This window comes from Rhizobium sp. SRDI943 (genome assembly GCF_057653695.1).
The window spans coordinates 1,107,491-1,126,975 of sequence record NZ_CM172787.1 but is presented as its reverse complement, the minus strand read 5'-3'; the positions used below and the strand labels follow the sequence as shown (position 1 = coordinate 1,126,975).

The window sequence follows — 19,485 nt, the reverse complement described above, 5'->3', positions numbered from 1 at the left end:
ATGTTGATGAAGGCCAAACTCGGCATGTCGCCCATCGCCTGGTGGAACGACGATCTTCCTGAGCTCAGCGACGATGTGTCCCTGGAGGAATGCCTGCGGCAATCGCGCGGTGCCGGCTTTACCGGCATGGAAAAGGGCCGCCGCTTCCCCGACGATCCAAAGGTGATGCTGCCGATTCTCCGTGCAGCCGACGTCACGCTGTGCGGCGGCTGGTTCTCGGGCACGCTTGTTGACGAGGAGCTTGCCGCCAACAAGGACCGCATCGCGCCGATGATCGAACTGTTCAAGGCCGTCGCCGCGCCCTGCATCGTTTATGGCGAAGTCGGCCGTTCCATCCAGGGCGACCGCTCCAAGCCGCTCGCGACCAAGCCTCGCCTTTCCGATGACGAGATGAAGGCCTATGCGCACCGCGTCACCCGGTTCGGAGAATGGTGCGCCGAGCAGGGCATGCCGCTTTCCTATCACCATCACATGGCGGCCGTCGTCGAAACCGAGCCGGAACTCAACGCCTTCATGCGCCATTCGGGCGAAGGCATCCCGCTGCTGCTCGATGCCGGGCATCTCGCCTTTGCCGGCGGCGACGTGCTGCGCGCCATTGGGAACCACCACGCCCGCATCAACCATGTTCACGTCAAGGATATCCGCAAACCTGTGGTGGATGGACTGGATCGCAGCCGGCAGTCCTTCCTCGATGCGGTGGCACTTGGCGCCTTCACGGTGCCGGGCGACGGCTCGCTCGATTTCGGCGCCATCGTCCAGCGGCTGGCCGATCACGGCTATGAAGGCTGGTTCGTTGTCGAGGCCGAACAGGATCCGCGCAAGGCTCCGCCGCAGAAAATGGCCGAGATCGGTCACGCCGAGTTGATGCGCGTCATGACGGCTGCGGGCTATACCGTGGAAACGGAAGGCTTTCCTAAGGGATAGCGGGAGCAAAAGACCCCTCCCCAACCCCTCCCCACAAGGGGAGGGACTTAACTTGAGGCACCGCCCCGCACCAGATGGCGGCCACCTTGAAAAAAGGAAGGCCGTAATATGGGCGAGACAGCACGGCAGGTTAGCCCCTCCCCCTTGTGGGGAGGGGTTGGGGAGGGGAATTTTCCAACTTACGAGGAAAAACACCAATGCCAAATCTCAAGGTGAAACCATCAGGCACGTATGGCCGCGTCACGCATGTCACCCCGGAAAACGCCGGCTGGACCTATGTCGGCTTCGATCTGCATCGGATGAAGCCGGGCGAGACCGTTTCGGGAGAGACGGGTGATCGCGAAGTCTGCCTCGTCTGGGTGACCGGCAAGGGCAAAGCGTCTGCCGGCACCAAGGATTTCGGCACGCTCGGCGGCCGCATGAACCCGTTCGAAGGTGCGCCGCATGCGCTCTACATCCCGATGGAATCGACGTGGTCGGTGACGGCGGAGACCGATCTGGAGCTCGCCGTCTGCTCCGCACCCGGCGGCGGCACCTATCAGGCAAAGGCCATCCCGCCCGGCACGCACCCGCAGGTGACGCGCGGCAAGGGCACGAATGTGCGCTATGTCAACAATATCATGCCGGAAGACGACAGCTCGGCGCATTCGCTGCTGGTCGTCGAGGTGATTACGCCCGGAGGCCACACCTCCTCCTATCCGCCGCACAAACACGACCAGGACGACCTGCCGAACGAGAGCTTCCTGGAAGAGACCTATTATCATCGGCTCAACCCGCCGCAGGGTTTCGCTTTCCAGCGCGTCTACACCGACGATCGCTCCCTTGACGAAGCGATGGCGCTCGAGGACGGCGACGTGACGCTGGTGCCGAAAGGCTATCACCCCTGCGCCGCCTGCCATGGTTACGACCTCTATTACCTCAACGTCATGGCCGGACCGCAGCGGATCTGGAAATTCCACAATGCCGCCGAGCACGAGTGGCTGCTGAAAGCGTAAGCGTCGCGTTCGATCGCTAAATAATCTGACAGCGCGGAACCGCCGCTGATGGTTCACTGCCTCCATCCAATCACGGATGGAGGATCACAATGCATAGCTCGAATTCCACAATCTCGGCCCGCAATATGCGGCCCGGCCTGTTCCTTGCTATAGTCACCGCAGCACAGTGGCTGGCGCGCAAAATGAACGAACGGCGCAACTGCAATGCTCTGATGGAGCTGTCCGACGAGCAGTTGAAGGATATCGGCCTTTCCAGGGGGCAGACCGAAAGCGACGTCCATGTCTACAGTCGCTGCTGAAACTTAAGCGTGATATTGTGCCGCTAGGTCGCCTCATCGGGCGGCCTGTCTGACCCGGAAGATGCAATGTCGCAGTTTTCAACAGCGCCGCTCCTGAAAACGAAGACGGTCACCATTCGTGACATCGTCTGCAATGGCGAATGCCGCCACAAGAGCGACGAGGAATGCGCTCACAAGACGAGCCTCGTCTATCCCTATCGCGGCGTATTCATGCGGCATGTCGGCCGCAATGATACGGTGGCCGAAGCCAATCAGGTTCTGTTCTTCAATGCCGGCCAGGGATACCGGATCAGCCACCCAATCGAGGGTGGCGATGCCTGCATCGATCTGGCGATCGACGAATCCATGCTCGAAGAGCTCACGCCGAAGGAGCAGGCGCAGCCCGGCCCGCCCTTTGCCTTTCGCCGCCAGCGCCGGCGGATCGATCCGCGCGCGCAGGCGCTGGTCGCTCTCCTGCGTCATGGTCTCAGCCGCAACGTCGCCGAAACGCTGGAAGCGGAAATATTGGCGCTGACGCTGGTGCGCCGCTCGCTCGGCGAGCGCACATCGCATGCGGCGGGCGCCAGCGCCGGCCGACAGAAGCTCGTCGACCGGGCAAAGCTGGTGCTCTCCTCCGATCTCGCGCGGCGCTGGACACTTTCGGAAATCGCCACCGAAGTGGGCGTCTCGCCCGTTTATCTCACCCAGGTCTTCCAACAGGTCGAGGCGACGCCACTTTACCGCTACCAGCTGCGGCTGCGGCTTGCCCGCGCGCTCGATCTGCTTGGCCAATATGAGGATCTGACCGCGCTCGGTCTCGACCTCGGCTTTTCCAGCCACAGCCATTTCAGCGCTTCCTTCAAGCAGACTTTCGGGCAGACTCCGGCCGAATTCCAACGCGCGGCGCAGCTGCGGCGCTAGTGAAAGCCTACAGCGCCGCGGGTCTTTTCGAGGGCCGCAAGGACGCTGTAGCACTTTGAATCCCCGCATAATTCCTTAAATCGATCCCAATTAAGGAATTATGCGGGGGGTCGATCGCTAAAGATTTCGACAGCGGCAATGCGGACTTCAATGATCTTATCAGCCTGTCCCGATCGCGGGACGATCAACGGAGGATCATCAGATGAAGAAGACCACATGCGCCGCCTGCGACTGCGAACTCGGTGCGGAGACCATCACTGTCAAGCTCGGCGGCAAGACTGTCGAGGTCTGCTGCCAGGAATGCGCCGAGGCGCTGAATGAGGCGGAAGCCGCGACAACGGCCGCTTCGAGCGGCAAGGAATAGACGATATCAGGCAAAAGCCGCGCTCCCGGCGCGGCTTTTGCGTCTATATCTTTATTCTGCACAATTCCGGACGCAAACCGTTGCACCGTTTTGCTGGAATTGCTTTAGACGGGCAGAAGCCCGTACCGCCAGCCCCGGCGTTTGGCGTTCTGCGACAGCACCAGGAAGGCAAGGATGAACATGCCTGCCTCGGCAAAGACCGGCACCATCCAGATCCCCTGTTCGCCGAAGACGAAGGGTAGCAGGAAGGTAAGCGGCAGGGTGAGCAGATAGGGCCGCGACAGGCCAAAGATCGCCGCACGCGGCGCATCGCCGATCGACTGGAAATAGGATGACAGGATCATCATCTGCCCGAAGAGAAAATAGGCGCCGATCGTCCAGGGCAGAATTCGCCTGACCTCGGCAATGATCGCGGGATCGGCGACGAAGACGGCGCCGAGGCGGCCGGCCAGCAGCTCGACGATGATCTCCACCAGGGTGCAATAGACGAGTGCGGCGAGCATGGCGATCTGCAGGCTGCGGCCGACGCGGAGCCGGAGGCCGGCGCCGTGATTGTTGCCGGCGACCGTCTGCAGCGCGATGCTGAGACCAAGCAGCGGCAGATAGGTGAAGGTCATGATCCGGGTGATGATGCCGTAGGCGGCCACCGTCGCGACATAGTCATGTTCGCTCCAGAGAGAGATGTTGATCAGAATGGCGGCCGAGGCCAGCGATATGCCGATGAAACCGAGGCTCATCGGCGCGCCGAAGGCGACGATGCCGCGCCATTCGGCAAGAGCCAACCCCGGGGACGGCCTCAGTGCCGCCGGCCGGCGCCAGCGATAGGCGAGCACGGCTGCGAGACAGACGCATTGCGATGCGATGGAACCGGCTGCCGAACCGAGCACGCCCCAATGCATCACCGCCATGAACAGCCAGTTGGCGAAGATGTTGAGCAGCGAGGCCGACAGCGTCACCAAGGTCATGAAACCGATCTTGCCTTCGCAGCGGAGCCCGTCGAGATGCAGCGACAGGAAGAAGCTGATGGGCGCACAGGCGATCATCGCGCCCACGAACAGCATGGCGCCATGGGCAACAGTGGCATTGCCGGCAGCACCGGCATCGATGATCTGCCGGCCAACGGTCCAGTAGACCAGATTGAGGATGAGGGTGACGGCGAGCGCCAGCGCATGCGCGCCGGCAAACACCCGACGCACGCCTTGACGATCGCCGGCGCCGAGCCGGCGGGCGAGGATACTCGCCATGCCGTTCGAGACCAGCGATTGCAGGGCGACCAGCAGCATCAACCCGGGAAAAATCAGGCTGACGGCAGAGAGCGCATCCGGGCCGACATAGACGCCAAGGAAATAGGCGTCGACGACGGTGAACAGGCCGTTGACGGTGGTGATCGCGACGATCGGTGCCGCCGTTTTGATGAAGACGCCCGGCAGCCAGCCGGTGAGAAAGGCATTGCCTTCGGAAAGATCGGTCATGGAGAAATCCGTGCGATAGGAGGCAGGGCCCGATCCGGCTAAATCATTTGGATCCGGACGGCCTCAAAAGGACAAAACAATCTAGAGATCGAGCACCAAATGCGGCACGCCGTTCGAGGTCTTCCTCGGCGACACGCCGTCGGCATCGATCTGCGCGTTCACACGCCGGCGAAAGGCTGAAAAGCTCTCGAAGGTGACGACATCCACCGGCTCGTCGAAATGGATGGTGATCCTGTGAAGGTCGCCGCCCGGCAGGGCCGAAAGCGCCAGGACTTCGCCGGTGAACGGCTGATTGAGATAACGGCCGCGAATATGCGCGCCGACGAAGAGCGGTGTCTTCGGGCTGGCATTGGGCTTTGCCGCAAGGGCCGCGAGCGTGTTCCAATCGCGTACACCGTGCTGGCGGGCAATCATTTCCAGAGCCGCACTGTGGGTCAGCGGGGTGCCGCGATCGTTCATCGCCTGGCGCAGGCGCTTGGCCTGAGCCTTCAATTCTTCAATGGCAGGATAGGTCGTCGTCATGGCGTGAGCCTTCGCAAGGCATGCTCTTCGACTGTGGATGGGAGCTCGCATTGCCGCCAGTCAGCATGCACAAAGGGCCGTGACCATGATCGCGAGGACTTCACCATGGATTTTCATCCGCGAGCGGCCGGTGCCTCGAACCGGCCTTTGTATGCGCGAACGCCGCCGACATGTCAAGAATGGCGCATCTGCCTTGGGAATGCGCAACTTTGGGGCAAATCTGCACGAAATCGGTGCGATTTTCCCGCAGCTTTCACATAAGCATTCAATTTTTAACGATGTTCTTCAGCAAATGTCAGCATTCTTCACGTAATATCCTGTCGTATTACAAGCGGAGGCTAAAAGGGCCTTTCAGATGCACCTCGACACAGAACACCCCAAGCCGGAACGTGCCTACAGGGAATTCAATCTCGACAGGCCCGGCAACATCATCTTCGTCGGCCATCACCTCAGCACCGGAACGCAGGTGCGCTGCCTGATCCGCACGATCACGCTTGCCGGCGCATTGCTCGAAGTCAGCCCGAACCTGGAAATGCCGAGCCATTTCTTCCTCGAAATCCTCGGCATCCATGACGAGATCGGTGCGACCGTGGTCAAGCGCGAAGGTGAATTGGTGACGATCAGCTTCAACATGCTGATCAATCCGGAATTCCTGCACCACGTGTTGCGATTGAACTTCGAAACCTGAGGCTTTTTCCGATCCGCGAATCATCGCGGCACGGCACCTTTGTTTCTGCAGCCCGTCTTGCGACAAGACGCGCGATGATCGAAACGGTCCAGAGAAATCCGCGCCATTCCGGACGATCAAGCGGATCGGCGAGCGGATCGGCGAGCGGATCGGCAAAGCGATCGCGGCGGATTCGGCGATTGCCGATTTCGATTTCCCTGAAGAGAACAACCCAGTTGAGATCCATTGCTTCATCCTCCATCTATTGCTGGAGCACTTGAGCTAAGCCTTCGCGCCCTTCCGATGTAGAGGCGCTGGGGAAAGGGGGTTTTCATCCATGAAAGATGCGAGCTGGGACGACCTGCAACTTTTCTTCCATGTTGCGACCGGCGGCGGTCTTTCGGCAGCGGCTCTGCGCACCGGGCTCAGCGCACCGACGATCGGCCGGCGCATGCTGGCGCTCGAACGGGTGACCGGCCGCTCGCTGTTCAGCCGCGGCCCCACCGGTTATCTTCTGGCCAAGGACGGGCAGGAGCTGCTCGATCGCGTCCGGCTGATGCAGGATGCGGCGCGTGCGATCTCCGACTGGCGCGGCGAGGTGCTGACACTGCCGATCGTCTCGACCGCGGCCGACAGCTGGACTTCACGCTTCGTCGCCGACCATCTGGCCAGCGTCTGGACGCCGAAAGACAGCTTCCGCATGTGCTACAAGACCTGCGATGCGAGCGTCGATTTCACCTATCGCGAGGCGCATATCGCCATTCGCCACAGCCGGCCGGAGAGCGGCAACGTCGCGATCCGCCGTTCGGTCAAGGTGGCGCATGCGGCCTATCAGGCCGCCGGCTATGACGAGACAAACTGCAACTGGATTTCGCTCGGCACCGATACCGCCATCACGCCGGCGGACAAATGGACTTTCGAGCAGCCGGATTATTGGATCACCAGCTGGACGAACACGCCACATATGCTGTTTCACCTCATCCGCGGCGGTGCGGGACGCGGCGTGCTGCCCTGTTTCATCGGTGACCAGGAGCGCAGGCTCGTCCGCGCCGGCCCTGTGATCGACGAGCTGACTTACGAGATGTGGATCGTCGCGCATGACGACGAACGGCAACGGCCAGAGGTCAGGATCGTCATCGACCGCCTGGCGGCGCTCTTTGCCGATCATGAAGACCTGTTTGCCGGGCATAAGGCGGCGACATAAGAAAACGCGGGCCGTTCGACCCGCGTTCTCTGAGGTTGCTAACCGGCTCAGGCGGCGAGATGCCGCTCGATCTCGTCGACCGGCATATTGGTATAGTCCTTCGCCAATTCTACGGAGATCGCTGCCTGCGTGTCGGCGCTGAGGGCCGGCCGCAGCGCGCCGAGTGCTCTCGGCGGCGCAACGAGGACGATGCGGCGAACATCCTTTTCCTGCGCCAGCTCATCCAGCCTTTCCGCGACCTGTTTCAGGAATTGGGCTTCGGCCTGATCCTGCCAGTTGGTCTCCTCGACAGCACTGCGGCTGAAGCCATCGGCGGCATGGCTGCGGCCGGGCTTGTCGGCGCCGATTTCGCGATCCGGCTCACTCGGCTGCGTCAGAGTTTCCAGCACCTTCAGGTTCATCAGTTGGGCATCGCCGGCATTCTGCATGATCAGAGCCTTGGCTCCGTTGCAGACCACGACCCATGATTTCCAAGGGATTTTAACGTCGGTCATCTTCAACTCCTAGCTGTCGTCATTCGAAGCGCGCCGTGCTTCATCGATCAAGGCAGAACGCCTGGCCATTGAAAGAGTTCGGGAAAATTGCACCGAAATCGAACGGGCGGCGATCCGGCCGGCCCTGGCTGCGTAGAAAGGCCAAGTTCGGGAGATTGACGATGAAGACATCACTGCTCGCCTATGCCGGCACCTTTCTCACCCTTCTCATCTGCGACGGGATATGGCTCGGCCTCATCGCCCGCAACTTCTATCGCGATCAGCTGGGAGCGCTGATGCTGCCCTCGCCTAATCTCGCGGTCGGCGCACTGTTCTACCTGTTCTTCGCCGCCGCGGTGGTTGTGCTTGCCGTGCTGCCGGCGCTGTCGGCGGGCTCGATCGCCACCGCGTTTCTCCACGGTGCCATTCTGGGACTGGCGGCCTATGGCACTTATGACATCACCAATCTCGCTACGCTTCGCAACTGGCCGCTCGCCATGAGCCTGGTCGACATGGTCTGGGGCACGGCCCTGACGGCGCTGACTGCCGCCGGCGGATATCTCGCCGTCAGATTTTTTGGCTGAAACGGGAGCCTGGAGATGAAAGCCCGCGTCCCGACTATGAACATCGGGCGTCCCGCTTGGGCACAAAGTTTAAACTCGTTAAAATTGTCATTTTATATTTGACGAATGTGCAAAACATTCATGTGACCTTGGTTCGAGCAAGACCCCAAATGTGCCCCGTCTGACGGAGAATGTGAATGACTATGCTCCGCGCCACACACCTTGCCACGGTCAAGTCCGCTGTCTACGACCTGCGCTGGGAAGAATTCAGTGTCAAACGGCCAGCCCGCATTGTCGCCGTCCGGCCGTGCCTCACAGGCGTCTCCATGCGAAGCGCCGAGATCATCGATATCTCCCAGGGCGGCGCCACCTTCATCGTCTCGACCACGGCCGGCCTGCCGAAGCATTATTATCTCAACATTCTCGGCCTCGCCTACCGGATCGGCTGCGCCGAGGTCTATCGCCATAAGGAACGCATCGGGGTGCGGTTCATCAACATCATGGACCCCGAGGTTCTGCGCCGCGTCGTCCGCACCGATTTCCTTGTCGGCAACATGGAAGCAATCGCTGCCCGACGCGCGCCGATCTTCCGCGCCTGAACAGGCCGAGTCGTTGCGGAAATAATCTTGCTTGCGTTGGCCGTGCCCGGGCCTATTGTTTCGCCAATTGTCATTATGTCCGGGAAACTGCCGTCGCATGTCCGCCTTTTCGCGCTTTACACCTCTTGCCAGCGCCCTGCCCTCCACAGTCCCCTTCGTCGGCCCCGAGGCGATCGAGCGCCAGCGCGGACTTGCCGTTTCGGCGCGCATCGGCGCCAATGAGAACGGCTTCGGCCCAGCCGCTTCCGTGTTTGCAGCGATGCGCGAAGAGGCCGGCAATATCTGGAAATACAATGACCCGGAGAATTTCGCGCTCAGGGAAGCGCTGGCCGCCCATCTCGGCGTCTCGGCCGCCAATATCGCCATCGGCAGCGGCATCGACGAATTGCTTGGCCAGATCGTCCGGCTGGTGATCGAGCCGGGCGCGCCCGTCGTTACCTCGCTCGGCGCCTATCCGACCTTCAATTTCCACGTCGCCGGTTTCGGCGGCCGGCTGGTGACCGTTCCCTACGCAAACGACCGCGAGGATCTCTACGGGCTGCTCGATGCGGTGAAGCGCGAGAACGCGCCGCTCGTCTATTTCGCCAATCCCGACAATCCGATGGGAAGCTGGTGGGATGCCGACAGCATCGTCGCGTTCGCCCGGGCGCTGCCCGAGACGACGCTGATGGTGCTCGACGAGGCCTATAGCGAGACGGGACCATCAGGTTCGCTGCCGTCGGTCTCCTCGCTCATCGAAATGCCGAACGTTGTTCGCACCCGCACCTTCTCCAAGGCCTACGGACTTGCCGGCTCACGCACCGGCTATGCCATCTCGACGGCAGGCACGGCGCAGGCCTTCGACAAGATCCGCAATCATTTCGGCATGAACCGGCTGGCAACGGCTGCAGCGCTCGCGGCGCTGAAGGACCAGGCCTATCTCGTCGAGGTGGTCGGGAAAATCCATGCGGCGCGGGAGCGGATCGGCGGCATCGCCCGGGCGAACGGCCTCGTCCCCCTGCCCTCGGCAACAAATTTCGTGGCGATCGACACAGGGCGCGACGGCTCTTATGCACGGTCGATCGTCGACGGCCTGATAGAGCACGGCGTCTTCATCCGCATGCCTGGTGTGGCGCCCCTCAACCGCTGCATCCGCATCAGCGTCGGGCCGGAGACGGATATGGCGCTGCTCGAACAGGCTCTGCCGCAGGTTCTGAAAAAGATCGGCCGATAAAACAGAAGAACCGCGGCCGGTGGAGGAAATCCGGTCGCGGTTCTCTTCTCCCGGCGTCGGCCCCGTCCAAGGCGCCCCGCCAGCCCCCTCTTTTTGAGGTTGTTATTGCTGCTCTTGTCGAATTGATCGGAGACGGTTCTAGTGAACCGTCATCCACTCGCGGGCGGCGCGCAGCGCTGCTGCGAGCTGCATCTTGTCCATGGCGGCGGCCACGTCGGCGCGAAGCTCGGCGGCGCGGTCGTTGCCCTTGATTGCGGCGATGTTCAGCCATTTGTGGGCTGCGACGAGATCGACTTCGCAGCCGCGGCCGGTCGCATACATCAGACCCATTTCGCAGAAGACATCGGCGCTGTTGTTGTCGCCACCCATGGTGGCCGTTTCAGCATTGTGCATTTCAAAGCGTGCCATCGGTTTTATCCCTGTTAGCCTGTTTATGACTGACCCTGTTTTACCTCTAGGCCTTGCCGTCTATCGCGGCTTGCGGCCCTTTCGGTCCGGCGGGTTTGCCCCGCTCGTTTGATGGGTTCACTATGCCAAACGGCTTTCAAAAAACGCCTAAAATGCATGATTAATTTGAGACAAACAAAGTGCAAACACTTGGTAAAATTGGATTTTCGTTAAACATCGGACTCCCTGCGAATTAAGGATTTTCGAGCGGGTTTTACGAAAGATTCAGATTTGAAAATAAACGGATCGTTCATCATGAAATCAGCAGGCGATCTCTTTGAACGCTCGCCGCATAGCTTTTTCTCCCGTTTTTCAGCAGTCAGCATGATAGTGATTGACCTTATTTACCTTTACGTTCGCGTCAGTTATTTTCACGGCCGAACAGGGACATCATGGAGGAAAAGATGATCCGCAGCTTCATTCTCGCCGGCGCCATAACAGTGATCGCGGGTATCGCGCATGCCGAGGAGCCGATCGTCGGCAACTGGAAGACGGCCGCCGGTGATACGGCGGTGATCGCATCCTGCGGCGGCAGTTATTGCGTGACGCTGAAGAACGGTAAATATGCCGGCCGGAAGATCGGCACGCTTGCTGGAACCGGCGGCAGCTATGCCGGCGAGATCACCGACCCGGCCGCCGAAAAGACCTATAGCGGCGCGGGCAAGGTTTCCGGCAATTCGCTAAGGATGCAGGGCTGCGTGATGAAGATCCTTTGCAAGTCTCAGACCTGGACGCGGCTCTGAGAGAACGCGGGGGATAGCTGGCAAGGCCGACATGTGTTAGATTGTACACAGTTCAACACAGGAGTTTTCGAAATGGCCGGCAGCACGACCATGACGATTCGGGTCCGCCCCGACGTAAAAGAAAAGCTCGACAGGATTGCCGCCGATACGCACCGCAGCAAATCGTTCCTCGCTGGCGAGGCCGTAGCGGCCTATGTGGAGCGCGAGCTTGAAATCATCGAGGGTATCAAGAGGGGCATGGCCGATGCGGAAGCTGGGCGCGTTATACCGCACGAGCAGGCTGTCGCCGAAATGCGTGAGGTCATCGAAGATGCCAAGCGCAGGAAGACCCCGCGCGGATGAGGCCGGTTCTTTGGTCGAAGGAAGCACACCAAGATAATCTGGAAATTCTGCGTTACATCGCGAAGGACAGCCCCGATGCGGCCGAAAGGGTCGTGGACGCCATCGAGGAAGCCGGCAAGAAACTTGGGGAATTTGCAACCGGTCGGCCAGGGCGAGTAGCTGGCACTTATGAAAAATCCCTCACCCGGCTCCCCTACATAATTTCTTATGAGCTGCGGTCGATCGCGGGACGTGAAAGCGTCGTTATCTTGCGTGTGATCCATACCGCGCGGGATTGGCCGGCCGAAGAATAGCCGAACCAACTTATAAGCGTATCGTAGCGCACCTGCGCAGCCATCATCCAAAACGCCAAGCATGTCGACGCGGCATGCCTCCAAGCCTCTGGCGGTCGGCCGAGCCTGTCCGGCAAGCTGAACGGCTGATGAACCGGCATCTCAGCACCCGTTCAGCCATCGCATGCCAAAACTCTTGTCACGATAGAGTTGCGTATCGGGGATAAGGGGATGAACATCTATATTCTGGCAAGACGCTTTAGCATCATCACGCTGTTTGCGGCGATCTTCGCGATCACGTTTTCGGCAGTCGTGGTGCACGAAGGCGGCGGCGGGGCGCAGTCGCATTTCGGGGCGAGCTATACCTGCCTGGAGAGAAACGGCACCTTCTGCGCGCCTGCGGTGCGGTGACTAAAGCGCATCGCATCGAACCGAATTCATGCAATGCGCTTTAAGTCTTTTATGTATGCAGATCCTTATAAAAAACCGCTGGACACTTTTGGGCGACATCGCATCGGACAGGCAGCAGGATAAAAAATCGGAATCCGCCAGCGCGCGTCGTTTGCTTGTCAAGAACAACTCTCTATAATGTGTCATGAACAAACGAATCCCCCCTTTGTCGCCCCTCGACATTTCCTCTCCACCGCCTTTCCAGCCTGAGAGTTTCGATGATCCCGCCAAGGCGGTCGAGGCGCTGACGGCGCTTTACGAGCGCAATACGGCGTTTCTCATCCAGAGCTTCGCCGAACTCGCACAGGGCGCGCCGATCTCCTCGCGCTACCGCGCTTTTTATCCGCAGGTCAGCATCGAGACGACAAGCTTCGGCCATGTCGATTCGCGGCTTTCCTATGGTCATGTCACGGCACCCGGCATCTATACGACGACCGTCACCCGGCCGAAGCTCTTCAAGCATTACCTGAAAGAGCAGCTGGCGCTGCTGGTGAAGAGCCACAATGTGCCTGTCATCGTCTCGGAATCGACGACGCCGATCCCCTTGCACTTCGCCTTCGGCGAGGGTGCGCATGTGGAAGCATCGACCAACGCCTTCATCGACGTTCCGATGCGCGATATCTTCGACACACCCGATCTCAACACCACCGACGACGAGATCGCCAACGGCGAGTATATCCCGCCGCCTGGAGAGCCCTCGCCGCTTGCGCCATTTACCGCACAACGCATCGACTACTCGCTCGCCCGACTGTCGCATTATACGGCGACGCATGCCGAGCATTTCCAGAATTTCGTGCTGTTTACGAACTACCAGTTCTATATCGACGAATTCTGCAGCTGGGCGCGCAAGCTGATGGCCGAGGGCGGCGACGGCTATACTGCCTTCGTCGAGCCCGGCAATGTCGTCACCCTGCCCGGCTCGAACGCGCCGGAAACGGATTCCGCCCTCACCCGCCTGCCACAGATGCCAGCCTACCATCTGAAGAAGAAGGGCCATGCCGGGATCACCATGATCAATATCGGCGTCGGCCCCTCCAACGCCAAGACGATCACCGACCACGTCGCCGTGCTGCGCCCGCATGCCTGGCTGATGCTCGGCCATTGCGCCGGTCTTCGCAACAGCCAGCGGCTCGGCGACTATGTACTCGCCCATGCCTATATGCGCGAGGACCATGTCCTCGACGACGACCTGCCGGTCTGGGTGCCGATCCCGGCGCTGGCCGAAGTGCAGGTGGCGCTGGAAGCCGCCGTTGCCGAAATCACCGGTTATGAGGGTTTCGAGCTGAAGCGCATCATGCGCACCGGCACCGTCGGCACAATCGACAACCGCAACTGGGAACTGCGCGACCAGCGCGGGCCGGTGAAGCGGCTCTCCCAGGCGCGCGCGATCGCGCTCGATATGGAATCGGCAACGATCGCCGCTAACGGCTTCCGCTTCCGCGTGCCCTATGGCACTCTGCTCTGCGTCTCCGACAAGCCGCTGCACGGCGAATTGAAGCTGCCGGGCATGGCAACGGCCTTCTACCGCACGCAGGTCAACCAGCATCTGCAGATCGGCATCCGCGCCGTCCAGAAGCTTGCCGCCATGCCGAAGGAAGCGCTGCATTCACGCAAGCTGCGCAGCTTCTTCGAAACGGCCTTCCAATAGGCCGTTTCCTCATCTGCCCGTGACGACAGGCGCCGAACCGTCGGCCAGCATCTGCGGCCGGCCGGCGGCAAGGTTCAGCCCTGATATCAGTAGGGTGAAGGCGACGACGACGAAAGCGATGCGCAGAAGAACCTTCAGCGCATCGGCATCGTCGAGTACGAGCTGATGCTTCTCACGACGGCGTGCCCAGATCTGGCTTGCCAGGGCGATTTCAAGAATGCTCATTTCCGTTCTCCTCGACAGGTTTCGATGAAGCCTTGTCGAGTGCTGCCTTGCGATTTCGACAGCCGGCCGGCACAAAGATTTTTTCCGCCGCTGTCGAAATGCAGGGAACTCGGTCGTCCAGGGTTATTGAGACGCTCACAAGGAGGCTGCCGCGATGAAATATCTCTGTCAGGTCTGGTTCGATGGCGGGGTACTCGACGCCATGACGAAAGAGGAAAAGATAGAACTCGACACCAATTCCTTGAACTATGACAAGGACCTCGTCGAAAGCGGGCATATGATCGTCGCCCAGGCGCTGCAGCCGCCGAAATCGGCGGTGACCGTGCGGGTGCGCAACGGCGAGATGTCAGTGACCGACGGTCCCTTCGCCGAGACGAAGGAGGCGCTCGGCGGCTTCATCCTGATCGAGGCAAAGGATCTCAACGAAGCGATCCGGATTGCGTCAGGCATCCCGCTCGCCAGGCTCGGCGCGATCGAGGTGCGGCCAATCCACGAATTCGGAGCTAAATGAGGAGAGACCAATGAAATTTCTATGCCAGATCTGGTTCGACACGGAAAAAAGCAAGCTGGTCCCTCAGACCGAATGGGATGCGCTCACACAGGAGTGCATCACCAGCGACAATCGCTGGCGCGAGAGCGGTCATCTGCTGGTGGCGCTCGCCTTGCATGAACCGTCAACGGCGGTCACGGTCCGCCTGCGCAATGGCGAAGCCTTTGCGACCGATGGCCCATTTGCCGAAATCAAAGAGCACCTCGGTGGTTTTGTGCTGATCGAAGCCGAGAATATCGAGGAGGCGAAGACGATCGCGTCGAGTTTTCCGATCCTCAAATATTGCTCAATCGAAGTGCGCCCGACTTACGCCATCCAGGATGGGAAATAGCCATGCGCTACATCTGCCTGATTTATAACAGCGCCGACACGGACGGGACGCTGACGCCTGATGAAACCGATGAACTCGTCAAAGCGCATTTCGCCTTCGACGAGGAGCTGCGCCGCGACCGCATCATGATCCATGCCGATGCGCTTGAGATGCCGGACAAGGCGATCGTGCTGCAGGTTCGAAACAATAGACTGTCTGCCACCGACGGCCCCTATGTCGAGACGAAGGAGCATCTGGCCGGCTTCTACGTGATCGAAGCGCCGGATGTGGTGAAAGCCAGGGAAATTGCCGGACGGATCCCGTCGGCGCGTTTCGGCGCGGTCGAACTGAGGCCCGTGCGGATGCTAACCTTGCCGGACTGAGGTGCGCCGTTGGAAAGCGTGATCGAGGAAATCTATCGGACGCAGTCGCGCCGGGTGCTGGCGACGCTGATCCGCCTGCTCGGCGATTTCGACCGGGCGGAGGAAGCGCTTCACGACGCCTTTGCCGCGGCCGCGCGGACATGGCCGACGGACGGTATTCCCGGCAATCCAGTTTCCTGGCTTGTTTCCACCGGGCGCTTCAAGGCGATCGACACGATCCGGCGGCGGGCGCGTTTCGATGCTTCGCAGCATCATATCGAGGACAGCCTCTACACGCCCGATGCAACGGAGATCGGCGACATGGAACCGATCGAGGACGACATGCTGCGGCTGATCTTCACCTGCTGCCATCCTGTTATTCCCGCCGATGCGCAGATGGCGATGGCGCTCCGGGAAATCTGCGGGCTGACCACCGAAGAGATCGCCCATGCCTTCCTCATTCCAGCGCCGACGGTCGCCCAGCGGATCGTGCGCGCCAAAGGCAGGATCCGGGCGGCAAAGATCCCCTACGAGGTGCCCGGCCGCGAGGCACTGCCGCCGCGGCTCGACCGGGTGCTGCACGTCATCTATCTCGTCTTCAATGAAGGTTATTCGGCCTCCTCCGGCGAGGAGGTGGTCCGCGCCGACCTGACGGCGGAGGCGATTCGGCTGGCGCGGCTGCTACTGACGCTGCTGCCGAATCCCGACGTCTGCGGCCTGCTGGCGCTGATGCTGTTGCAGGATTCCCGCCGCACCGCCCGCCGCGGCGAGCAGGGATCGCTGGTGCTGCTTGCCGATCAGGACCGCTCGCTCTGGGATCATGCAAAGATTACCGAAGGCCTCACGCTGCTCACGGAAGCGATGCGGGCGGGAGAGATCGGCACCTATACGCTGCAAGCGGCGATCGCTGCCGAGCATGCCCGAGCGCCGGCTGCCGAAGAGACCGACTGGCGGCGGATCGCTTTCTATTACGATCTGCTTCTGGCGGCGCAGCCCTCCCCGATTGTCGAGCTCAACCGTGCCGTGGCGATTGCGATGGCGGAAGGGCCTGCAAAGGGGCTGGAACTGGTCGATGCCATTCTGGCACGCCGGGAGTTGCAGGCCTATCACCTCGCCCATTCGGCGCGTGCGGATTTCCTGCGCCGTCTCGGCCGGACCGATGAGGCTATCGCGGCCTATGAAACGGCGCTGTCTCTCTGCCGGCAGGAGCCGGAGCAGGCGTTTTTGAGAAAACGGATTTCAGAGCTTGCCGCGACGCCCGAGCGGCAGTGAAATCGCCGTGCCTGTCAGTGCCGAGACGATGATCAGCAGGTGGGCATTGACGCTTGCCTGCGCCAGCGCGGCCAGGGCCAGCCGCTCGCTTGAGGCGCCCAAGGCGATGGCGCCGGCCGTGATGCCGGCCGGATAAGTGCCGACGCCGCCTGGCGCATGCATCGGCAGCACGGAGGAGAGCTCGCCGCCGAGCGCGCCGCCGAAACTTGCGGCCATCGGCAGCACACCCATCAGGCCGAGCGCCCAGGCCAGCACCATCACCTTCACCAGCCAATTGACGATGGTCATCGCCCAGGCGCGCGCAAAGGCGATGGCATCGAGCGGCAAGCCGTTTTCGATCTCGGCGACGAATTTCTGCGCCTTCTTCGGCAGCAGTCTGGCGGCCAGGCGCAGCAGCGGCTTGCGGGCGGCGAAAGCCGCGACCGGCAGCAACAGGAAGACCGTCCAGAGCGACCAGGCAACAGCCGCATCGGCTGAAGCGACGGCAAAACCGATGCCGGCGGCGGCCAGAAGGGCGTGCAGATCAAGCAGCCGCATGACGAACAGCGCCGAGGTTCCGCGCGTCAGAGGAATGCCGAATTCGGTGCGCATCAAGAGCGGAAAGCTGGTCTCGCCGGTGCGGAAGGGCAGCATGATGTTCAACAGGTTGTGGATCTGCGTGACGCGGAAGAGGACCGCGAACCGGCCAGCCGTTTCCTTCGGAAAATAATCATAGATGCGCCAGGTGCGCAGGAAATAGGTGCTCGTCAGCAGCACCAGCGCACCGATCACCGGACCCGCGCCGACATCGGCCCACTGCCTGATGATAACAGGCCAACCCCAGAACCATTGGATGAAGAGGCCATAGGCTGCGACGATGACGACCGTCAGAACGGTCATGCGATTGCGCATAAACCAGGATTGCCGGCTTTCAACGATCGAACTCTTCATGTAGTAGGCATTCCTCGCTTGGCTTCGGCATAGGCAGCGGTTCCGTCGCCAGGCCTTTTAGGAGAAATGAAGGTTGCGCACAACGGCGGAGTTGATGGCGGCGGTGGCGAACAGGCTTCCACGCCGACGATCCGAGCGCCGTGACGGCGCCTTGCCGGCTTGACGTGGAGACGATGTTGGAGCGGATTACCAAAAGCATTACGAGCGCAAGTATTTTTCTGGCAGGCTATTTCCTGCTGAACATCGCGCTTCGCATCGCCTTGCCGCATACGCTCGATCTCGACGAGGCGGAGCAATCCTTCTACTCGCAATACCTGCTTGCCGGCTACGGCCCGCAGCCGCCCTTCTACAACTGGATCCAATATGCCATCGTTTCGGTGACCGGCATATCGATGTGGGTGCTCTCGGTGCCCAAGAACATCATCCTCTTCGGCTGTTATCTCTTCTACGGGCTTGCTGCCCGCGAGGTACTGAAGAGCCGTTCGCTCGCAGCCGTCGCCATGTTGAGCCTGATTACTCTGCCGCAGGTCGGCCTGATGGCGCAGCGCGAACTGACCCATACGGTTGCCCTGCTGTTTGCGACCTCGCTCTTCCTCTTCGGTTTTTTCCGCACGCTGCGCCAGCCGACGATCGGGAGCTATCTCCTCATCGGCATCGCCACGGGCATCGGGCTCATCTCGAAGTATAATTTCGCCATCCTGCCATTTGCTGCTCTCGTCGCCGTGCTGCCAGAGCGGGAATGGCGCAGCCGGCTCATCGACTGGCGTTTGCTGCCGGCCGCCGTCCTTGCCATTCTGATCGTGCTGCCGCATGCGCTCTGGCTGCCTGACAATCTTGCCAGCGCCTCTGCGCCGACGCTGGAGCGGATGACTGCCGAACACCTGGCCCCGGCCGGCCTCCCCCGCATCGGGCAAGGACTGCTGTCTCTCGTCATCGCCGTCCTCGGCTTCGTCGCATTGCCGATCGTTCTGATCGCGGCCGCCTTCCGGCGCAACTTCTTTCGCGCGCTCTCCTCTTCCAGCCCGATGATCCGGGTGATCGAGCGGATGATGGTCATCAGCCTGCTCGCCTTCGTCGGCGTGATCCTGTTCGCCGGCGCGAGCGATATCCACGAGCGCTGGCTCGACCCATGCCTGCTCGTCCTGTCGATCTATCTGTTCCTGAAACTGGAAACCGCAGACCTCGATCTTTCCGCCGGTCTTGCGCGCTTCCGGCCAGTGGTGCCGGTCTTCATGGTCGTCATCCTGTCGATCCTTCTTTTCCGGATCGTCGGCATTCAATATATCGGCACTTATACGAGAACGAACGTACCCTTTTCCGGCTACGTGACTGAATTGACCGCGACCCGCAAGCCGGTTCTGATCGTGGCGGGAACCAAGTTCGTTGCCGGCAACATGCGGCTGGAGTTTCCCGACATTCCCGTCGTGATCCCGTTCTTTCCGGGTGCCGGGGTTCCCGAATATGCGAACGCGAAGGGACCGGTGCTGGTTATCTGGCGCGGCGAGACCGCAGATGATCCAACAATTTCCCCCGGTTTCGCCAATGACCTCGTGAGATCGGGCATTCATCTGCAGGAGTTGAAGACGCTGACGCTGCCCTATCTCTTCGGTGACGGCAAACGCAGCTTCTCCATAGGTTACTCCTGGGTGGAAGGCGGCGCCAAATAGCGCCGCGGCAGATCAGCCGATTATGGGAAACCGCCATTGCCGGCTGGCAACCGGCGGACACTTCATGTAGTA

27 protein-coding genes are annotated in these 19,485 nt (G+C 60.9%); 20 read left to right on the top strand and 7 right to left on the bottom strand.

Annotated elements, in window-relative coordinates:
- Positions 1-6 precede the first annotated feature (6 nt).
- The 5 genes from iolE to AC245Y_RS05730 all read left to right on the top strand — a co-directional run bounded on the left by iolE (position 7) and on the right by AC245Y_RS05730 (position 3,482).
- The gene (iolE, locus tag AC245Y_RS05750) at positions 7-924 is read left to right on the top strand and encodes a myo-inosose-2 dehydratase (RefSeq protein WP_026157298.1); all 918 of its coding nucleotides are present in this window, start codon (positions 7-9) and stop codon (positions 922-924) included.
- Between the two features lie 197 nt (positions 925-1,121).
- Positions 1,122-1,919, top strand: a complete 798-nt coding sequence (gene iolB / locus AC245Y_RS05745; protein WP_012756772.1) for a 5-deoxy-glucuronate isomerase — start codon at positions 1,122-1,124, stop codon at positions 1,917-1,919.
- Between the two features lie 89 nt (positions 1,920-2,008).
- Positions 2,009-2,218: a DUF1127 domain-containing protein gene (locus AC245Y_RS05740; RefSeq protein ID WP_012756771.1), complete on the top strand. Its 210-nt coding sequence runs from the start codon at positions 2,009-2,011 to the stop codon at positions 2,216-2,218.
- A 66-nt stretch (positions 2,219-2,284) separates the two neighbouring features.
- Positions 2,285-3,118 carry a helix-turn-helix transcriptional regulator gene (locus tag AC245Y_RS05735; RefSeq protein WP_012756770.1) on the top strand — a complete coding sequence of 278 codons (834 nt, stop codon included), beginning with the start codon at positions 2,285-2,287 and terminating at the stop codon, positions 3,116-3,118.
- Between the two features lie 202 nt (positions 3,119-3,320).
- Complete coding sequence (locus AC245Y_RS05730; protein WP_012756769.1) at positions 3,321-3,482, top strand: hypothetical protein; 162 nt, start codon at positions 3,321-3,323, stop codon at positions 3,480-3,482.
- Positions 3,483-3,586: 104 nt separating this feature from the next.
- On the opposite strand, the gene AC245Y_RS05725 is transcribed toward AC245Y_RS05730, so the two are convergent.
- The gene (locus tag AC245Y_RS05725; protein WP_017993481.1) at positions 3,587-4,954 is read right to left on the bottom strand and encodes an MATE family efflux transporter; all 1,368 of its coding nucleotides are present in this window, start codon (positions 4,952-4,954) and stop codon (positions 3,587-3,589) included.
- An 81-nt stretch (positions 4,955-5,035) separates the two neighbouring features.
- Positions 5,036-5,476, bottom strand: coding sequence for a glyoxalase superfamily protein (locus AC245Y_RS05720; RefSeq protein WP_012756767.1), 441 nt, complete (start codon positions 5,474-5,476; stop codon positions 5,036-5,038).
- A gap of 355 nt (positions 5,477-5,831) precedes the next feature.
- Here AC245Y_RS05720 and AC245Y_RS05715 point away from each other — a divergent pair, with 355 nt between their 5' ends.
- A complete protein-coding gene (locus AC245Y_RS05715; RefSeq protein ID WP_003558042.1) occupies positions 5,832-6,164 on the top strand; it encodes a hypothetical protein in 333 nt (110 codons plus the stop codon).
- On the opposite strand, the gene AC245Y_RS05710 is transcribed toward AC245Y_RS05715, so the two are convergent.
- On the bottom strand, positions 6,115-6,390 hold the full coding sequence (locus AC245Y_RS05710) for a hypothetical protein (RefSeq protein WP_017993480.1): 276 nt from the start codon (positions 6,388-6,390) through the stop codon (positions 6,115-6,117). The two genes, AC245Y_RS05715 and AC245Y_RS05710, sit on opposite strands and share 50 nt — an antisense overlap.
- 90 nt (positions 6,391-6,480) lie before the next feature.
- On the opposite strand from AC245Y_RS05710, the gene AC245Y_RS05705 reads away from it, so the two are divergent.
- Positions 6,481-7,347, top strand: a complete 867-nt coding sequence (locus tag AC245Y_RS05705; RefSeq protein WP_012756764.1) for a LysR family transcriptional regulator — start codon at positions 6,481-6,483, stop codon at positions 7,345-7,347.
- Between the two features lie 47 nt (positions 7,348-7,394).
- Here AC245Y_RS05705 and AC245Y_RS05700 read toward each other — a convergent pair whose 3' ends face one another.
- Entirely contained in the window at positions 7,395-7,841 is a 447-nt protein-coding gene (locus tag AC245Y_RS05700) for a baeRF12 domain-containing protein (RefSeq protein WP_012756763.1), read from the bottom strand.
- Between the two features lie 161 nt (positions 7,842-8,002).
- On the opposite strand from AC245Y_RS05700, the gene AC245Y_RS05695 reads away from it, so the two are divergent.
- From AC245Y_RS05695 to AC245Y_RS05685, 3 genes are all read left to right on the top strand, one after another.
- A complete protein-coding gene (locus tag AC245Y_RS05695; RefSeq protein ID WP_012756762.1) occupies positions 8,003-8,404 on the top strand; it encodes a DUF2177 family protein in 402 nt (133 codons plus the stop codon).
- A gap of 176 nt (positions 8,405-8,580) precedes the next feature.
- Positions 8,581-8,982, top strand: coding sequence for a pilus protein PilZ (locus tag AC245Y_RS05690; protein ID WP_003558031.1), 402 nt, complete (start codon positions 8,581-8,583; stop codon positions 8,980-8,982).
- A gap of 97 nt (positions 8,983-9,079) precedes the next feature.
- Positions 9,080-10,195, top strand: a complete 1,116-nt coding sequence (locus tag AC245Y_RS05685; RefSeq protein WP_017993479.1) for a pyridoxal phosphate-dependent aminotransferase — start codon at positions 9,080-9,082, stop codon at positions 10,193-10,195.
- Between the two features lie 138 nt (positions 10,196-10,333).
- Here AC245Y_RS05685 and AC245Y_RS05680 read toward each other — a convergent pair whose 3' ends face one another.
- Positions 10,334-10,603, bottom strand: a complete 270-nt coding sequence (locus AC245Y_RS05680) for a sel1 repeat family protein (RefSeq protein ID WP_003546876.1) — start codon at positions 10,601-10,603, stop codon at positions 10,334-10,336.
- A 443-nt stretch (positions 10,604-11,046) separates the two neighbouring features.
- On the opposite strand from AC245Y_RS05680, the gene AC245Y_RS05675 reads away from it, so the two are divergent.
- From AC245Y_RS05675 to AC245Y_RS05655, 5 genes are all read left to right on the top strand, one after another.
- On the top strand, positions 11,047-11,385 hold the full coding sequence (locus AC245Y_RS05675; RefSeq protein ID WP_020486943.1) for a DUF2147 domain-containing protein: 339 nt from the start codon (positions 11,047-11,049) through the stop codon (positions 11,383-11,385).
- A gap of 72 nt (positions 11,386-11,457) precedes the next feature.
- On the top strand, positions 11,458-11,727 hold the full coding sequence (locus AC245Y_RS05670) for a CopG family ribbon-helix-helix protein (protein ID WP_012756758.1): 270 nt from the start codon (positions 11,458-11,460) through the stop codon (positions 11,725-11,727).
- Positions 11,724-12,020 carry a type II toxin-antitoxin system RelE/ParE family toxin gene (locus AC245Y_RS05665; RefSeq protein WP_012756757.1) on the top strand — a complete coding sequence of 99 codons (297 nt, stop codon included), beginning with the start codon at positions 11,724-11,726 and terminating at the stop codon, positions 12,018-12,020. The genes AC245Y_RS05670 and AC245Y_RS05665 overlap by 4 nt, the downstream gene beginning before the upstream one ends.
- A gap of 210 nt (positions 12,021-12,230) precedes the next feature.
- A complete protein-coding gene (locus AC245Y_RS05660) occupies positions 12,231-12,410 on the top strand; it encodes a hypothetical protein (RefSeq protein WP_012756756.1) in 180 nt (59 codons plus the stop codon).
- Between the two features lie 184 nt (positions 12,411-12,594).
- Positions 12,595-14,097 carry an AMP nucleosidase gene (locus AC245Y_RS05655; RefSeq protein WP_012756755.1) on the top strand — a complete coding sequence of 501 codons (1,503 nt, stop codon included), beginning with the start codon at positions 12,595-12,597 and terminating at the stop codon, positions 14,095-14,097.
- Between the two features lie 9 nt (positions 14,098-14,106).
- Here AC245Y_RS05655 and AC245Y_RS05650 read toward each other — a convergent pair whose 3' ends face one another.
- On the bottom strand, positions 14,107-14,322 hold the full coding sequence (locus AC245Y_RS05650) for a hypothetical protein (protein ID WP_012756754.1): 216 nt from the start codon (positions 14,320-14,322) through the stop codon (positions 14,107-14,109).
- Between the two features lie 154 nt (positions 14,323-14,476).
- Between AC245Y_RS05650 and AC245Y_RS05645 the strand changes: the two genes are divergently transcribed.
- The 4 genes from AC245Y_RS05645 to AC245Y_RS05630 are packed head-to-tail and all read left to right on the top strand — an operon-like array spanning position 14,477 to position 16,816.
- On the top strand, positions 14,477-14,833 hold the full coding sequence (locus AC245Y_RS05645) for a YciI family protein (RefSeq protein WP_012756753.1): 357 nt from the start codon (positions 14,477-14,479) through the stop codon (positions 14,831-14,833).
- Between the two features lie 10 nt (positions 14,834-14,843).
- Positions 14,844-15,203, top strand: coding sequence for a YciI family protein (locus AC245Y_RS05640; protein ID WP_012756752.1), 360 nt, complete (start codon positions 14,844-14,846; stop codon positions 15,201-15,203).
- A 2-nt stretch (positions 15,204-15,205) separates the two neighbouring features.
- Positions 15,206-15,565, top strand: coding sequence for a YciI family protein (locus AC245Y_RS05635; RefSeq protein ID WP_012756751.1), 360 nt, complete (start codon positions 15,206-15,208; stop codon positions 15,563-15,565).
- A gap of 9 nt (positions 15,566-15,574) precedes the next feature.
- Positions 15,575-16,816, top strand: a complete 1,242-nt coding sequence (locus tag AC245Y_RS05630; RefSeq protein WP_017993476.1) for an RNA polymerase sigma factor — start codon at positions 15,575-15,577, stop codon at positions 16,814-16,816.
- Here AC245Y_RS05630 and AC245Y_RS05625 read toward each other — a convergent pair.
- Positions 16,784-17,746: a lysylphosphatidylglycerol synthase domain-containing protein gene (locus AC245Y_RS05625; RefSeq protein ID WP_017993475.1), complete on the bottom strand. Its 963-nt coding sequence runs from the start codon at positions 17,744-17,746 to the stop codon at positions 16,784-16,786. The two genes, AC245Y_RS05630 and AC245Y_RS05625, sit on opposite strands and share 33 nt — an antisense overlap.
- A gap of 173 nt (positions 17,747-17,919) precedes the next feature.
- Here AC245Y_RS05625 and AC245Y_RS05620 point away from each other — a divergent pair, with 173 nt between their 5' ends.
- The gene (locus tag AC245Y_RS05620) at positions 17,920-19,413 is read left to right on the top strand and encodes an ArnT family glycosyltransferase (protein ID WP_017993474.1); all 1,494 of its coding nucleotides are present in this window, start codon (positions 17,920-17,922) and stop codon (positions 19,411-19,413) included.
- Positions 19,414-19,485: the final 72 nt, after the last annotated feature.

What these genes read in the sequence shown, in the direction of transcription:
- iolE (WP_026157298.1), top strand. Translation starts at nt 7, where the DNA reads ATGAAGGCCAAACTCGGCATGTCGCCCATCGCCTGGTGGAACGACGAT.
- iolB (WP_012756772.1), top strand. Translation starts at nt 1,122, where the DNA reads ATGCCAAATCTCAAGGTGAAACCATCAGGCACGTATGGCCGCGTCACG.
- AC245Y_RS05740 (WP_012756771.1), top strand. Translation starts at nt 2,009, where the DNA reads ATGCATAGCTCGAATTCCACAATCTCGGCCCGCAATATGCGGCCCGGC.
- AC245Y_RS05735 (WP_012756770.1), top strand. Translation starts at nt 2,285, where the DNA reads ATGTCGCAGTTTTCAACAGCGCCGCTCCTGAAAACGAAGACGGTCACC.
- AC245Y_RS05730 (WP_012756769.1), top strand. Translation starts at nt 3,321, where the DNA reads ATGAAGAAGACCACATGCGCCGCCTGCGACTGCGAACTCGGTGCGGAG.
- AC245Y_RS05725 (WP_017993481.1), bottom strand. Translation starts at nt 4,954, where the DNA reads ATGACCGATCTTTCCGAAGGCAATGCCTTTCTCACCGGCTGGCTGCCG.
- AC245Y_RS05720 (WP_012756767.1), bottom strand. Translation starts at nt 5,476, where the DNA reads ATGACGACGACCTATCCTGCCATTGAAGAATTGAAGGCTCAGGCCAAG.
- AC245Y_RS05715 (WP_003558042.1), top strand. Translation starts at nt 5,832, where the DNA reads ATGCACCTCGACACAGAACACCCCAAGCCGGAACGTGCCTACAGGGAA.
- AC245Y_RS05710 (WP_017993480.1), bottom strand. Translation starts at nt 6,390, where the DNA reads ATGGATCTCAACTGGGTTGTTCTCTTCAGGGAAATCGAAATCGGCAAT.
- AC245Y_RS05705 (WP_012756764.1), top strand. Translation starts at nt 6,481, where the DNA reads ATGAAAGATGCGAGCTGGGACGACCTGCAACTTTTCTTCCATGTTGCG.
- AC245Y_RS05700 (WP_012756763.1), bottom strand. Translation starts at nt 7,841, where the DNA reads ATGACCGACGTTAAAATCCCTTGGAAATCATGGGTCGTGGTCTGCAAC.
- AC245Y_RS05695 (WP_012756762.1), top strand. Translation starts at nt 8,003, where the DNA reads ATGAAGACATCACTGCTCGCCTATGCCGGCACCTTTCTCACCCTTCTC.
- AC245Y_RS05690 (WP_003558031.1), top strand. Translation starts at nt 8,581, where the DNA reads ATGACTATGCTCCGCGCCACACACCTTGCCACGGTCAAGTCCGCTGTC.
- AC245Y_RS05685 (WP_017993479.1), top strand. Translation starts at nt 9,080, where the DNA reads ATGTCCGCCTTTTCGCGCTTTACACCTCTTGCCAGCGCCCTGCCCTCC.
- AC245Y_RS05680 (WP_003546876.1), bottom strand. Translation starts at nt 10,603, where the DNA reads ATGGCACGCTTTGAAATGCACAATGCTGAAACGGCCACCATGGGTGGC.
- AC245Y_RS05675 (WP_020486943.1), top strand. Translation starts at nt 11,047, where the DNA reads ATGATCCGCAGCTTCATTCTCGCCGGCGCCATAACAGTGATCGCGGGT.
- AC245Y_RS05670 (WP_012756758.1), top strand. Translation starts at nt 11,458, where the DNA reads ATGGCCGGCAGCACGACCATGACGATTCGGGTCCGCCCCGACGTAAAA.
- AC245Y_RS05665 (WP_012756757.1), top strand. Translation starts at nt 11,724, where the DNA reads ATGAGGCCGGTTCTTTGGTCGAAGGAAGCACACCAAGATAATCTGGAA.
- AC245Y_RS05660 (WP_012756756.1), top strand. Translation starts at nt 12,231, where the DNA reads ATGAACATCTATATTCTGGCAAGACGCTTTAGCATCATCACGCTGTTT.
- AC245Y_RS05655 (WP_012756755.1), top strand. Translation starts at nt 12,595, where the DNA reads ATGAACAAACGAATCCCCCCTTTGTCGCCCCTCGACATTTCCTCTCCA.
- AC245Y_RS05650 (WP_012756754.1), bottom strand. Translation starts at nt 14,322, where the DNA reads ATGAGCATTCTTGAAATCGCCCTGGCAAGCCAGATCTGGGCACGCCGT.
- AC245Y_RS05645 (WP_012756753.1), top strand. Translation starts at nt 14,477, where the DNA reads ATGAAATATCTCTGTCAGGTCTGGTTCGATGGCGGGGTACTCGACGCC.
- AC245Y_RS05640 (WP_012756752.1), top strand. Translation starts at nt 14,844, where the DNA reads ATGAAATTTCTATGCCAGATCTGGTTCGACACGGAAAAAAGCAAGCTG.
- AC245Y_RS05635 (WP_012756751.1), top strand. Translation starts at nt 15,206, where the DNA reads ATGCGCTACATCTGCCTGATTTATAACAGCGCCGACACGGACGGGACG.
- AC245Y_RS05625 (WP_017993475.1), bottom strand. Translation starts at nt 17,746, where the DNA reads ATGAAGAGTTCGATCGTTGAAAGCCGGCAATCCTGGTTTATGCGCAAT.
- AC245Y_RS05620 (WP_017993474.1), top strand. Translation starts at nt 17,920, where the DNA reads ATGTTGGAGCGGATTACCAAAAGCATTACGAGCGCAAGTATTTTTCTG.